This is a genomic window from Haemophilus sputorum CCUG 13788, assembly GCF_000238795.1.
Taxonomy (GTDB): Bacteria; Pseudomonadota; Gammaproteobacteria; order Enterobacterales; family Pasteurellaceae; genus Haemophilus_A; species Haemophilus_A sputorum.
The window spans coordinates 25,677-39,894 of the sequence record NZ_AFNK01000007.1 but is presented as its reverse complement, the minus strand read 5'-3'; the positions used below and the strand labels follow the sequence as shown (position 1 = coordinate 39,894).

The following is a 14,218-nucleotide window of genomic DNA, read 5'->3' as shown; positions in this document are numbered from 1 at the left end:
TTTTCGTGCGTGAACATTAGGTTCACCTTCCCTACAAGCGGTTGGATTTTGCAAAAGTTTTGCGAAATTCGACCGCTTTACATATACAAAAAAGAGAAAAATATGAGTAGAGAATTTAAACGCAGCGATCGTGTTGCGCAAGAATTAAAAAAAGAGGTGGCTATCATCTTACAACGTGAGGTAAAAGACCCGCGTATTGGAATGGTCACTGTTTCAGATGTTGAGGTTTCACGTGATTTGGCCTATGCCAAAATTTTCGTGACTTTTTTATTTGATAGCGACCAAGCTGCTATTGAACAAGGCATGGCGGGGCTTGAAAAAGCAAGTCCGTATATTCGCAGCCTTGTGGGCAAAGCTATGCGTTTACGTATTGTGCCGGAATTACGCTTTATTTACGATGAATCATTAGTTGAAGGGATGAGAATGTCTAATCTGGTTTCAAACGTGATTCGTCAAGATGAAGCTAAGCATAAAGAGGACTAATTGTGTCCAGACCTCGTAAAAAAGGGCGTGATGTGCATGGCGTCTTTTTGTTAGATAAACCACAAGGTGTTTCTAGCAATGACATCATGCAAAAAGTTAAACGCCTATTTAAAGCGAATAAAGCAGGGCATACTGGCGCGCTTGACCCACTTGCCACAGGCATGTTGCCTATTTGTTTAGGGGAGGCGACCAAGTTTTCCCAATTCTTATTAGATTCAGATAAGCGCTATGTGGTAACGGCTAAACTAGGTGAACGTACAGATACTTCTGATGCAGAAGGTCAGGTAGTACAAAGCCGAGAGGTGAATGTGGCTGAAGCGGATATTTTAGCTGCATTGCCGGCATTTCGAGGCGAAATCCTACAAGTGCCAACGATGTTCTCAGCCTTAAAGCATAATGGTAAACCTTTGTATGAATATGCCCGAGCTGGCGTTACCGTTGAGCGTGAAGCGCGTCCGATTACTATTTTTGAGCTCAAATTTATCGACTACCAAGCACCATTTTTAACACTAGAAGTGCATTGCTCAAAAGGCACTTATATTCGCACGTTAGTTGATGATTTAGGAGAAGCTTTAGGCTGCGGTGCGCATGTTACCATGTTACGTCGGTTAGCGGTTGCGGATTATCCGATTGAGGAAATGATGCCAATTGAAGACTTAGCACTCTTAGCCGATAGTTTTCCAAGTAGTGAATTAGACCGCTTATTATTGCCGATGGATACTGCTGTGACATCATTACCGCAATTAAATTTAACCGCCGAGCAAACTAAAGCAGTTGGGTTCGGTCAAAGAGTCAAATTTGAGAATCCACAAGCATTAAGTGGCTTAGTTCGATTATTTTCAGAAAATGGGCAATTCTTAGGTATTGCAGAAATCACGGTAGGGAATATAATTCGCCCTAACAGAATGGTTAATCTTTAAACAAAGTGGTGTTTTGCAAAAAATTAGTCAAAACAGACCGCTTGCTCATAAATCAATAGCATGAAAAAACACCTTTTAGCAATTTCTTTTAGTGTCGCGCTTGTTTTAGGCGGTTGTTCGTCTCAAACGGCTAATAAAGGCGGATATTCCAGTCTTGCGATAGATGCGCCTTATAGCAAACCACGTACACAGAATAACTTTAATGATTATGTGAACTTTTTAAAACAAAAGGCAGCGGGTGCGGGCGTGTCTGCTAAAACCTTGAAGTCACAGCAATTTATTCAATACAACGCGCGTTCAATTGAATTGGATCAACAGCAAGCTGCACGTCGTCGTGATCCCAATTTACCGCCACCGCCACCCAATCCAAACGGGGTGACGAATTATTTAAACAAAGTATTAAGCCAAAATAAAGTTAACCAAGCCGTTGACCATTGGTATGAATACGCAGCACCTTTAGAAAAAGCCAGCGCAAAATTTGGGGTACAGAAAGAGTACATCATGGCGCTGTGGGGAATGGAAAGCAGTTTTGGTAACCATCAGGGCGATTTTGATGTGTTATCAGTGCTAGCGACCCTAGCTTTCGATGGTCGCCGTGAAAAATTATTTACGCAAGAATTCGTCAATGCCATGAAAATGCTAGACGAAGGTACATTGAATCGCTACCAAATGGTGGGTTCTTGGGCAGGTGCTATGGGGCAAACTCAGTTTATGCCAACAGCGTATTTAAGCTATGCAGCAGATGGCGATGGCGATGGTAAAAAAGATATTTGGAACAATGAAGCGGATGCTTTTGCGTCCATTGCATCTTATCTTTCTACCGTAGGTTGGGATAATTCCTTATCATGGGGCGTTGAAGTGAAGCTTTCTTCGCCGATTGATATGTCATTTTCTGGTATTGAAGATAACAAAGCAAAAAGCCTTGGCGAGTGGCAATCTTGGGGCGTTTATTTAGCCTATCCAAATGGTCGTGAGTCAGCAAAATTGGCGAAAATGAATGTCAAAAAATTATGGCTAGTTCGCCCAGATAAAGAAGCTGGCAGAGCTTTCTTAGTCACAAGCAACTTCCGCACGTTAATGGATTGGAATAAATCAAATAACTTCGGTATTAGTATTGGTAAATTCGCTGACCGAATTTTAGAAGGCGTGGGGCAATAATCTTAAAAGCTAAACTCATAAGAGTTTAGCTTTTTTTATGTCTTAATTTGACTTTAAATGCAAAATAATTGCATAATTATGCAATAAACATATAAAACAGATTCTATTTTTAATAGTGAGTGAATTATGCGTAACACAGAATTAGTTCAATGGTTTCGGCAGTCAACCCCTTATGTCAACATGCACCGAGGTAAAACTTTTGTGATCATGTTAGACGGTAATGCGGTGGCACATCCTAATTTTTTCAATATTACCAACGATATCAGTTTACTGCACAGTTTAGGCATCAAGATTGTCATTGTATTTGGCGCGCGTTATCAAATTGAACAGCTACTGCAAGCCCATCATATCGGAAGCCGTTATCACCAACATATTCGTGTTACAGATCCCCAAACGTTATCGCTGATTAAGCAAGCCGTAGGGGGATTGCATTATGACATTATTTCTCGCCTTTCACTTCGGCAGCCGAATTCTCCAGTGTTAAATGTGGTTAGTGGAAATGCAATTTTAGCGCAACCTATTGGGGTGATTGATGGCGTAGATTACGGTTTGAGTGGAAAAATTCGCCGCGTTAACGTGGAAGCGATTGAACATCAATTATCACAAAATGCAGTGGTTGTGATAAGCCCTATTGCACCGTCTGTGACTGGAGAAATGTTCAACTTACCATTTGAAGAAATTGCCACGCAAATTGCGATTAAACTAAAAGCAGACAAGCTGATTGGTTTTTGTGATACGCAGGGATTACTGAATGCACAGGGTGGAACCATTACCGATATTCACCCACGGGAAGCAAAACGTTACTTAAATGAGTTAATTACCAACGGCGGTTATCACCATTCCGCTGCACGTTTTTTACAAGCCGCAGTAGATGTATTAAATGCAGACATTAAACGAGCGCATTTAATTAGTTACATTGAAGATGGTTCATTGCTGCAAGAATTATTCTCACGCGATGGTATCGGCACGCAATTTTCGCTTGAAAGCTCTGAGCATATTCGCATTGCGACTTCGCATGATATTCCGGGCATTTTAGAGCTGATTCGCCCGCTGGAAGAGCAAGGTATTTTAGTGAAACGTTCGCGCGAGCAGCTGGAAATGGAAGTAGGGCGCTATACTATTATTGAGCGTGATGGGATTGTCATTGCTTGTGCTGCGCTTAATGTTTTTTCAGCGGAAAAAATGGCAGAAATGGCGTGCGTCGCTGTGCATCCGGATTATCGTGATTCATCCCGTGGCGATGTGCTTTTAGAGGCAATTAAGCGCCGTGCGCAAAAATTAGGGATTGAAAAACTCTTTGTATTGACGACTCGAACAACCCAATGGTTTCAAGAGCGAGGGTTTGAGCTTGCCTCTCCAGATGATTTACCTGCTTATAAGCGGGAGAATTACAACTATCAGCGTATGTCTAAAGTGCTGATTTTAAACCTATAAACTTATCGCGCTACAAGCGGTCATATTTGACTGCTTGTTTGCAAAAGTTAACGCACTAAATACGTTTTTTGTTCTTCTAGTAATTGAGCAAGAAACGCCATAAACACTTTTACTTTAGGCGATAAAAAACGGCGATGCGGATAAAGTAGGCTAATATCAAATTGAGCTTGATGCGCCTCTGTTAAAATAGGTACTAGCGCTCCAGATTGTAATTCATCTTTTAACAAGAATTTTGGCGAGTTGATAATGCCTTGTCCCGACTTTGCCATGGCAACTAATGCAGAACCATTATTGCTTTGAACGCGTGCTTGAGGTTGGAAAATCACTTGTTCATCACCGATATTGAATTTCCAAGCACGATGCGTGTGGTAAACCAAACATTGATGATTAGCTAATTCGCTTGGGTGGGCTGGGGTGCCAAATTTAGCTAAATAAGTAGGTGAGGCGACAATAATGTTATCGGATGCGCCAATTTTTTTGACAAATAATGAACTGTCTTCTAAGCGTCCAATTCTTAAAACTAAATCATATCCTTCAGCCACTACATCTACACGACGATCGCTAAACTCTAAATTTAATGTTACGTTAGGATACTGTTCTAAAAATTGATTCAAATGCGGTGCAATAAAACGCGTACCAAAATCCATCGGAAGAGAAATAGATATTGACCCTTGTAGTGAACTGGCAATATCGCTTATGCTGTCTTCTGCGTCTTTTAAATCATTGATAATTGGCACACAGCGCTGATAGTAGAGCATTCCCGCTTCAGTTGGGGTGATTTTTCGGGTTGTGCGATGTAATAGGCGAACATTTAAGAACTCTTCTAGCTGAGAAACTAATTTACTGGCCATCGCGAGCGAAATGTTCATTTGTTTTGCTGCTTGGGTAAAACTTTGGGTTTCGATCACCTTACAAAAAAGGTTAATTGCGTTTAGTTTGTCCATTCTCTTCTTTTTCTGCTTTATTCTGTTGTAATTTCTGTTTAGCCTTGTTATCGTAAAAATAGCGCGTAAAAAAATCAACCCAAAAGGAATAATTTTGCGCAAATATTTATTTTTATTCATATTGAGTTAATTTCAGGTTAGGTAGATTGCTATGGGAAAATCATTAGTGATTGTGGAATCGCCTGCAAAAGCGAAAACCATCAATAAATATTTAGGTAGCGATTATGTTGTGAAATCTAGCGTTGGCCATATTCGTGATTTACCTAAAAGCGGTTCTGACGAAAAGAAAGAACGAGCTAAGCCGATCTCGACAAAAGGCATGAGTGCCGAAGAAAAAGCTAAGGTAAAGGCAGAAAAAGATCGTAGCGCATTGGTTAAGCGTATGGGCATTGACCCTTATCATGATTGGAAAGCGAACTATCAGATTATGCCAGATAAGGCAAAAGTCGTCGCAGAACTCAAATCATTAGCAAAAAAAGCAGACCATATCTATTTAGCAACCGACTTGGATAGAGAAGGGGAAGCGATTGCTTGGCATTTACGCGAAGTTATTGGGGGTGATGAACAACGTTTTAGCCGTGTAGTATTTAATGAAATCACCAAAAATGCGATTCAAAAAGCGTTTGAGCATCCAGATAATCTCAATATGGATCGCGTCAATGCACAGCAAACCCGCCGTTTTCTAGACCGCGTAGTGGGCTTTATGGTTTCACCATTATTATGGAAGAAAATTGCTCGTGGTTTATCCGCTGGTCGCGTGCAATCTGTGGCAGTTAAATTATTAGTTGAGCGTGAGCGTGAAATTAAAGCATTCCAACCTCAAGAATATTGGGAAATTGTTGCTAATACTTTTGCACAACGTAAACCCTTACCGTTAGAGTTAGTTAGCTTTAAAGGCAAAAAATGGCAAGCGAAAAACGAAACGCAAGCCATGCAAGCGGTCGAAAATTTACAGCAATCTGCATTTGTTGTCTCAGAAGTTGAGAAAAAACCAACCGCATCCAAAGCGAGTCCGCCATTTATTACTTCTACGTTACAACAAACCGCTAGCACCCGTTTAGGTTTTGGTGTGAAAAAAACAATGATGTTGGCGCAACGTTTGTATGAGGCGGGTTATATTACTTATATGCGTACCGACTCAACCAATTTAAGCCAAGATGCTTTAAATATGGCGCGCAGCTATATTGAAAGCCAGTTTGGTAGCGAATACTTGCCGGCAAAACCAAATTTCTATTCCAGCAAAGAAAACGCACAAGAAGCGCATGAAGCCATTCGTCCTTCTGATGTTCGCAACACCATGCATGATTTAAAAGGAATGGATAAAGATGCTGAACGCCTTTATGATTTAATTTGGCGCCGTTTCTTGGCTTGTCAAATGCCACCTGCACAATACGATTCAACCAGTTTGAGTGTTCAAGCAGGTGATTATGAATTGAAAGCGAAAGGGCGTGTTTTACGTTTCGATGGTTGGACGAAAGTACTACCAATTCAAGGCAAAACAGCTGAAGACCAAGAATTGCCAGCAGTGGAATTAGGCCAAACTTTAACGCTAGATACAGTGTTACCAAGCCAGCACTTTACCAAACCGCCTGCACGCTTTAGTGAAGCTGCTTTAGTTAAAGAGCTAGAAAAACGTGGTATTGGACGTCCTTCAACGTATGCAGCAATTATTTCTACCATTCAAGAACGAGGTTATGTTCGTGTAGAAAACCGTCGATTTTATGCAGAAAAAATGGGGGAAATTGTTACCGACCGTCTAGATGAATCTTTTAGTGATTTAATGAACTATGATTTTACCGCGAACATGGAAAAAACGCTGGATAAAATCGCTGAAGGTCAAGAAAACTGGAAAGCGGCGTTAAACCGTTTCTTTAAAGATTTTTCTGAACAGTTAACGCAAGCAGAGCTTGATGAGATTGAAGGCGGTATGCGCCCAAATAGTTTAGTGCCGATTGATGTAGCTTGTACTCATTGTGGTCGCCAAATGGCTATTCGTACTGCTTCTACCGGCGTATTTTTAGGTTGCACTGGTTATGCTTTACCTCCGAAAGAACGTTGTAAAGAAACCATGAATCTGATTCCTGAGGCGGAATTATTAAACGTATTGGATGATGAGACTGAAACCAAAGCGCTCATGGCCAGAAAACGTTGCCCGAAATGTGATTCGGCAATGGATAGTTATATGATTGATGCGCACCGTAAATTGCATATTTGCGGTAACAATCCAAATTGTGATGGCTATTTGTTAGAGCAAGGCTCATTTAAGATCAAAGGCTATGATGGCCCTGTTGTTGAATGTGATAAATGTGGTGAAGACATGCATTTGAAATTAGGTCGATTCGGCAAATACATGGCATGTACCCATTGCGACAACACGCGTAAAATCTTGAAAAATGGAGAGGTTGCACCACCACGTGAAGAGCCAATTGCGTTCCCAGAACTAAAATGCGAAAAAGCTGATGCATATTTTGTATTGAGAGATAGTGCAGTGGGGGTATTTATGTCCGCGCATAATTTCCCGAAAGTACGTGAGAGTCGTCCAGCAAAAGTGGCTGAATTAGCGCAATATCGTGAACGTTTACCGGAGAAATTGCAGTATTTAGCCAATGCGCCTTTAACTGATCCAGAAGGGAATCCAGCCATTATTAGCTTTAGCCGTAAAGAAAAACGTCAATATATCACCTCAGAAAAAGGTGGTAAGAAAACGAAATGGATAATGGATTATCTAGATGGACAATGGGTAGAGCGTAAGAAATAATATTAGATAAGTAAAAGGCGAACATCATGTTCGCCTTTATTTTTGCTTTTGCAAAAAAGTTTCAAAAACTAACCGCTTGTTATTTCTTCAGAAACCTCAATAATAGGGATTTGTGGACGTTTTGCACCAGATAATTCTTCTAACATTTCCATATCATTGATCATAATATATTTACCTTGTACGGTAATCATGCCACTTTTTTGGAAACGCCCTAGTAAGCGGCTGATGGTTTCAATGGTTAAACCTAAATAGTTACCGATATCGCCACGTGTCATCGTTAAGCGGAATTCTCTTGCAGAAAAACCACGTGCAGCATAACGTTGAGAAAGATTATATAAAAATGCGGCCAGTTTCTCCTCAGCGTTCATTTTTGATAATAATAAAATCATCTCTTGATCGCTTTTAATTTCATGACTCATTAAGCGCATGATTTGATGGCGAATTTTCGGCATTTTACCCGCCAAGTCATCAAGAATTTCAAATGGAATTTCACAGATCATAGAGGTTTCAAGCGCTTGAGCAAAACCAACATGTTGCATATTCATAATGGCATCGAAACCAACTAAATCACCTGGTAAATGGAAAGCGGTAATTTGTTCCTCGCCACTTTCGCTTAAAGTGTAACTTTTGATAGTGCCAGAACGAATCGCATAAATAGAACGTAATTCATCGCCAGATTTGAAGATGATTTGAGATTTTTGAACCGGTTTTTTTCGCTCAATGATGTTATCAAGCTGAGTTAATTCATGCTCGTTAAGTGTGAATGGTAAACAAAGCTGACTGATGCTACAATTTTGGCAATGAATTGTGCAAGAGCGTCCGGTATGTTTGGAATCAGCAACAAGTTTCATAAAAAAACGTCCGTGAAATGTTTTATAAATTTGATTTATCGCAAAGTTTAACACTAAAAAGGTATTGAGAAAAGTAGGTTGAGTATTTTATTAAGGGCTTAAAGTAATTTTCAAAAATGAGAAGTTAATCACATTTTTCCCTAGTAAAGAATGGTAGTATTTATTCATAAATTAAAAATTTAATAAGCAAACGCAAGGAGCTTCTTATGTATAAACATGTTTTAGTTGCTGTTGATCTTTCTGAAGAAAGCCTCGTATTACTTAGAAAAGGGGCAAATATTGCAGAAAAATTCGGCGCAAAACTTTCTCTTATTCACGTTGATGTGAATTTTTCTGATCTTTATACCGGTTTAATTGATATCAATATGTCTTCGGTTCAAGACAGTGTAATTGCAGAAACAAGCAAAGCGTTAAATGATCTTGCAGGACAAATTACTTATCCTGTAACAGAAAAACTGAATGGTACAGGTGATTTCAGCCAAGTGCTAGAAGAAGCAGTAGATAAACATGATGTTGATTTATTAATTACGGGGCATCACCAAGACTTTTGGAGCAAATTTATGTCTTCAACCCGTCAATTAATGAATAGCGTGAAAGTGGATATGTTGGTTGTACCACTTGATGATGAGTAATAAATTACGATAGAAATTCCTAAAGGGCGAAGCTGTAAATGCTTCGCCCTTAGTTTTTCTGATTTTAATTCTTGACGACATGCTTTTTTGGCTTGATACTCCACCAAATTTTGTTATCTGGAGGTTGGTAAAATGTGAAACCAAACGAAGCTAAAGCCTGTCGAAAAATTTGTTTTGTGTCACATAACCATTTCACAACAAAATAAAAGGAGCTTTCCATTCTGTTATTGCGTGGAAGCAATCAAATCATTTCAAATATATGACTATTATGAAAAAACGATCTTCACTCTTTCCCATATTCTTTTTTGTATTGGTAAATCTCATTGTCTTTACGCTTTCCCGTTTAGGATTGGCATTATGGCAATCAGAACGTGTTTCTGCAGTAGATGCATGGGGGCAATTATTCTTACAAGGGCTACGTATTGATATTGTTGCACTTTGTTATTTATTCGGTGTGCCAGCATTATTAACCGTATTTTTGCATAACAACAAATTATGGTTAAAAGTGCTACGTGTATGGCTAACATTAGGCAGTGTGTTTATTCTGTTTATGGAGTTGGCTACACCTGCGTTTATTGAAACCTACGATTTCCGTCCAAATCGCTTATTTATTGAGTACTTAATTTATCCTCAAGAAGTCTTCTCTATGTTAGTAGAGGGACATTTGACCGCAGTAGTCGTTAGTTCAGTGATTACTTTAATCGCAACGATGTTCTATTGGAAACTTTCGGCCTATGCAGTCAAAAATTTAGCGGTTATGCGTTGGACATTACGCCCTGTTGTAGCATTGCTAATCATTGCCGTAAGTTTTATTGGAGCACGTTCTAGTTTCCAACACCGTGGCATTAACCCTGCAATGGTCGCTTTTTCTTCTGATGCATTAGTGAATTCATTAGTATTAAATTCAGGCTATTCTGTTATTTATGCGGCACAGCAATTCAAAGATGAAGATAAATCTTCCGAAATGTATGGCAAAATGGATACTGATGAAATGCTACGTATTGTCAAACAAAGTCGCGGACGCCCAGACAGTGATTATATTTCTGATAAATTCCCGACTTTGACAAAAAACCAAGCGACTTATCAAGGTAAGCCAAAGAATATCGTGATTATTTTGGAAGAAAGTTTAGGTGCTCAATTTATTGGGACATTAGGCGGAAAGCCACTTTCTCCGGAGTTTGATAAATTGGCTAAAGAAGGTTGGTTATTTGAAAATTTATACGCAACAGGCACACGTTCTGTGCGTGGGATTGAAGCCGTAACCGCTGGGTTTACACCAACACCAGCCCGTGCTGTGGTGAAATTAAATAATGCACAAAATGGCTTTTTCACTATTGCTGATTTGTTAAGCCAACAAGGTTATAACACCTCATTTATTTATGGAGGCGAAAAGCATTTTGATAATATGGCAACGTTCTTCTATGGTAATGGATTCAAAACTATTGTCGATCAGCAAGATTATAAAAATCCAAAATTTACTGCAACATGGGGCGTCAGTGATGAGGATTTATTCGATAAGGCAAATGAAACATTTACAGCGTTACAAAAAGAAGGAAAACCGTTTTTCAGCCTTGTGTTTAGCTCAAGCAATCATGATCCATTTGAGTTCCCAGATGGCAAAATTGAGCTTTATGAACAACCTAAACAAACGCGAAATAACAGCTCAAAGTATGCTGACTATGCGATTGGGCATTTCTTTAAACTAGCTAAAGCCTCAAACTATTGGAAAGATACCATTTTCTTAGTAATCGCAGACCATGACTCGCGTGTTGCGGGGGCATCGTTAATGCCGATTAAACATTTCCATATTCCAGCACTGATTTTAGGTGAAGGCATTCAACCACGCCGAGATGATCGATTAGTGAGCCAAATTGATATGCCGACAACATTACTTTCCGTTGCAGGAGTTAGTGGAAATTATCCGATGATTGGATTCGACTTGACCCAAAATGTGAATCCGGATCGGGCTTTCATGCAGTTTGATCAAGTTCAAGCAATGATGAAAGGTAATCATGATGTAGTCATTCAAGCGCCAAAAGTAGAAGCCAAAGGTTACTATTATGATAAAGCGACAGAGACCTTAACAGAAAAAGCTGTGCCAGAAACTATGAAAAAAGAAGCCTTAGCGCATGCATTATTAGGAAGTTACCTCTACAAAGGTCGCCTATATCAATCTGGCAATGAAAAATAGCCAGAAAATTTAAGCGAAAACGACCGTTTTGTGACAATACAAGCGGTCGTTTTTTATTTATATTTAACAAATTTTAATAAGAGACAAAAATAGGCGCAATTCTATTTAGCAATCTATATGAAATACGTGTAAAATGAGAAGAGGATTATTGCCTGCCGAAATCATGCGCGGGTAAATCTTAGATATTCAAATAACGATTTTTTAAGAGATGATTTAAATGAAAACAACATCAGAAATCAGACAATCTTTTTTAGATTTTTTCCATAGTAAAGGGCATACCGTTGTAGAAAGTAGTTCTCTAGTGCCTGAAAATGATCCTACCTTGTTATTTACTAATGCAGGGATGAACCAATTTAAAGATGTATTTTTAGGTAATGAAAAACGTCCTTATACCCGCGCAACTACTGCGCAGCGTTGTGTGCGCGCCGGTGGTAAACATAATGATTTAGAAAACGTAGGATATACCGCGCGCCATCATACTTTCTTTGAAATGATGGGGAATTTCAGTTTTGGTGATTATTTCAAACAAGATGCTATTAAATTTGGTTGGGAATATTTAACATCTCCTCAATGGTTAGGTTTACCAAAAGAAAAACTTTATGTAACCGTTTATGAAACTGACGATGAAGCTTATAACATTTGGCATGATGAAGTAGGCGTGCCAGCAGAACATATTATTCGTATCGGTGATAACAAAGGTGCACCATATGCTTCAGATAACTTCTGGGCAATGGGCGATACCGGTCCTTGTGGCCCTTGTACAGAGATCTTCTATGATCATGGCGATCATATTTGGGGTGGATTACCAGGTTCCCCAGAAGAAGATGGTGACCGTTTCATTGAAGTTTGGAATATCGTATTTATGCAATTTAACCGTCATGCAGACGGTACGATGGAAAAATTACCAAAACCATCAGTAGATACTGGTATGGGATTGGAGCGTATGACTGCTGTATTGCAGCATGTTAACTCAAACTATGAGATTGATATTTTCCAAACACTGATCAAAACGATTGCAGAATTATTAAACGTAACAGATTTAAACAATAAATCATTACGCGTAATTGCAGACCACATCCGTTCTTGCGCTTATTTAATTGCAGACGGCGTTGTTCCATCAAATGAAGGTCGTGGCTATGTATTACGTCGTATTATTCGTCGTGCAGTGCGCCATGGCAATATTTTAGGTGCAAAAGGTGCATTCTTCTATGAGTTAGTTCCAACTTTAGCTAAAGTTATGGGGCATGCAGGTGAAATCATTTCACAAAAACAAGACCATATTCAAAAAACGCTTAAAGCAGAAGAAGAGCAGTTTGCACGTACGCTTGAGCGTGGATTGGCATTATTAGAAGACGAATTAGCAAAAGTAGCTAATAATCAGTTATCTGGTGAAGTTGCATTTAAACTTTATGATACTTACGGTTTCCCATTAGACCTGACGGCGGACGTTTGTCGTGAGCGTAATATTGCGATTGATGAGAAAGGTTTTGAAGCAGAAATGCAAGCACAACGTGAGCGTGCAAAAGCTAGCAGCAACTTTGGCATGGACTACAACAATGTAATTAAAGTTGAGGGTCAAACGCAATTTAAAGGTTATGAGACATTAAATACCGATGCAACCGTAGTCGCATTATTCAGCAATGGTGAGTCTGTTAATGAAATTAAATCTGGCGAAAATGCGGTAGTGATTTTAGATCAAACTGCATTCTATGGTGAATCTGGTGGTCAAGTCGGTGATAGCGGTTTAATTTCTTCAGAAATTTGCAATTTCCAAGTTAATGACACACAAAAATATGGACAAGTTTTTGGTCATATTGGTCAATTAACTTCTGGTAGTTTAAAAGTAGGCGATAAAGTTAAGGCTGAAGTTGAAGCACAACGTCGTCACGCTATTACTTTAAATCACTCAGCAACGCATTTATTACATTCAGCGCTACGTGAAGTGTTAGGTAACCATGTTGCACAAAAAGGCTCTTTAGTGAACGAGCAGGTATTGCGTTTTGACTTCTCACAACCAGAGGCTATCAACAAAGCGCAACTGGCAGAAATTGAGCGTATTGTTAACCGTAAAGTAAGAGAAAATATTCAAGTTTTGATTGAGCAAATGGATATTGAATCTGCAAAAGCAAAAGGGGCAATGGCGTTATTCGGTGAGAAATATGGGGATGTCGTACGTGTTGTAGATATGTCAGACTTCTCAATTGAACTTTGTGGCGGAACGCATGTCAACCAAACTGGAGATATTGGTTTATTTAAAATCACTTCTGAAGGTGCAGTTGCTGCTGGCGTACGCCGTGTTGAAGCTGTTACCGGTGAAAATGCATTAGCATGGTTGCATAATCTTCAACAAATTGCACAAAATAGTGCGGAAGTGTTAAAAACTGATGTGGCAAGTTTGGTGGAGAAAATCCAACAACTTCAAGATAAAGCAAAACGTACAGAAAAAGAACTTGAGCAGTTAAAAACAAAACAAGCTTCACAAGCAGGTGCAGATTTAGCAAAACAAGCAGAGCAAATCAATGGTGTGAATGTAGTTGTTCAACAAATTGATAATGTTGATGCCAAAGCATTAAGAACAATGGTTGATGACTTGAAAAATCAACTAGGAACTGCCATTATTGTGTTCGGAAGCGTAGTTGATGATAAAGTTAACCTCATTGTTGGGGTAACGAGAGATTTAACTGACAAGGTCAAAGCTGGCGAATTAGTAGGAGAAATGGCCCAGCATGTAGGTGGAAAAGGTGGTGGCCGTCCAGATATGGCGATGGCGGGTGGCTCTGAGCCGCAACATTTATCTAATGCACTTACATTTGCAAAAGAATGGATTCAGGCAAAAATCTAATAACT

The 14,218-nt window shown here is 39.4% G+C and carries 10 protein-coding genes; 8 read left to right on the top strand and 2 right to left on the bottom strand.

Features of this window, described 5'->3' with window-relative positions:
- The first annotated feature begins 102 nt into the window (after window positions 1–102).
- The 4 genes from rbfA to argA all read left to right on the top strand — a co-directional run bounded on the left by rbfA (window position 103) and on the right by argA (window position 3,995).
- Window positions 103–483: a 30S ribosome-binding factor RbfA gene (gene rbfA, locus HSP_RS0102100; protein WP_007524973.1), complete on the top strand. Its 381-nt coding sequence runs from the start codon at window positions 103–105 to the stop codon at window positions 481–483.
- A 2-nt stretch (window positions 484–485) separates the two neighbouring features.
- Window positions 486–1,403 (top strand): tRNA pseudouridine(55) synthase TruB, encoded by a 918-nt coding sequence (gene truB, locus HSP_RS0102095; protein WP_007525153.1) that lies wholly within the window; start codon window positions 486–488, stop codon window positions 1,401–1,403.
- Window positions 1,404–1,463: 60 nt separating this feature from the next.
- Entirely contained in the window at window positions 1,464–2,561 is a 1,098-nt protein-coding gene (locus HSP_RS0102090) for a lytic murein transglycosylase (RefSeq protein ID WP_007524093.1), read from the top strand.
- 126 nt (window positions 2,562–2,687) lie between these two features.
- A complete protein-coding gene (gene argA, locus HSP_RS0102085; protein WP_010128309.1) occupies window positions 2,688–3,995 on the top strand; it encodes an amino-acid N-acetyltransferase in 1,308 nt (435 codons plus the stop codon).
- 47 nt (window positions 3,996–4,042) lie between these two features.
- On the opposite strand, the gene HSP_RS0102080 is transcribed toward argA, so the two are convergent.
- Window positions 4,043–4,939 (bottom strand): LysR family transcriptional regulator, encoded by an 897-nt coding sequence (locus tag HSP_RS0102080; protein ID WP_010128308.1) that lies wholly within the window; start codon window positions 4,937–4,939, stop codon window positions 4,043–4,045.
- A 151-nt stretch (window positions 4,940–5,090) separates the two neighbouring features.
- Here HSP_RS0102080 and topA point away from each other — a divergent pair, with 151 nt between their 5' ends.
- On the top strand, window positions 5,091–7,697 hold the full coding sequence (gene topA / locus HSP_RS0102075; protein ID WP_010128307.1) for a type I DNA topoisomerase: 2,607 nt from the start codon (window positions 5,091–5,093) through the stop codon (window positions 7,695–7,697).
- Window positions 7,698–7,765: 68 nt separating this feature from the next.
- Here the strand turns inward: topA and HSP_RS0102070 are convergent, their stop codons facing one another.
- Window positions 7,766–8,548 (bottom strand): FNR family transcription factor, encoded by a 783-nt coding sequence (locus tag HSP_RS0102070; RefSeq protein ID WP_010128306.1) that lies wholly within the window; start codon window positions 8,546–8,548, stop codon window positions 7,766–7,768.
- A 206-nt stretch (window positions 8,549–8,754) separates the two neighbouring features.
- Here HSP_RS0102070 and HSP_RS0102065 point away from each other — a divergent pair, with 206 nt between their 5' ends.
- The 3 genes from HSP_RS0102065 to alaS all read left to right on the top strand — a co-directional run bounded on the left by HSP_RS0102065 (window position 8,755) and on the right by alaS (window position 14,213).
- Window positions 8,755–9,180, top strand: a complete 426-nt coding sequence (locus tag HSP_RS0102065; RefSeq protein ID WP_010128305.1) for a universal stress protein — start codon at window positions 8,755–8,757, stop codon at window positions 9,178–9,180.
- Window positions 9,181–9,439: 259 nt separating this feature from the next.
- A complete protein-coding gene (locus HSP_RS0102060; protein WP_010128304.1) occupies window positions 9,440–11,371 on the top strand; it encodes an LTA synthase family protein in 1,932 nt (643 codons plus the stop codon).
- A 217-nt stretch (window positions 11,372–11,588) separates the two neighbouring features.
- Complete coding sequence (gene alaS / locus HSP_RS0102055) at window positions 11,589–14,213, top strand: alanine--tRNA ligase (RefSeq protein ID WP_010128301.1); 2,625 nt, start codon at window positions 11,589–11,591, stop codon at window positions 14,211–14,213.
- Window positions 14,214–14,218 lie beyond the last annotated feature (5 nt).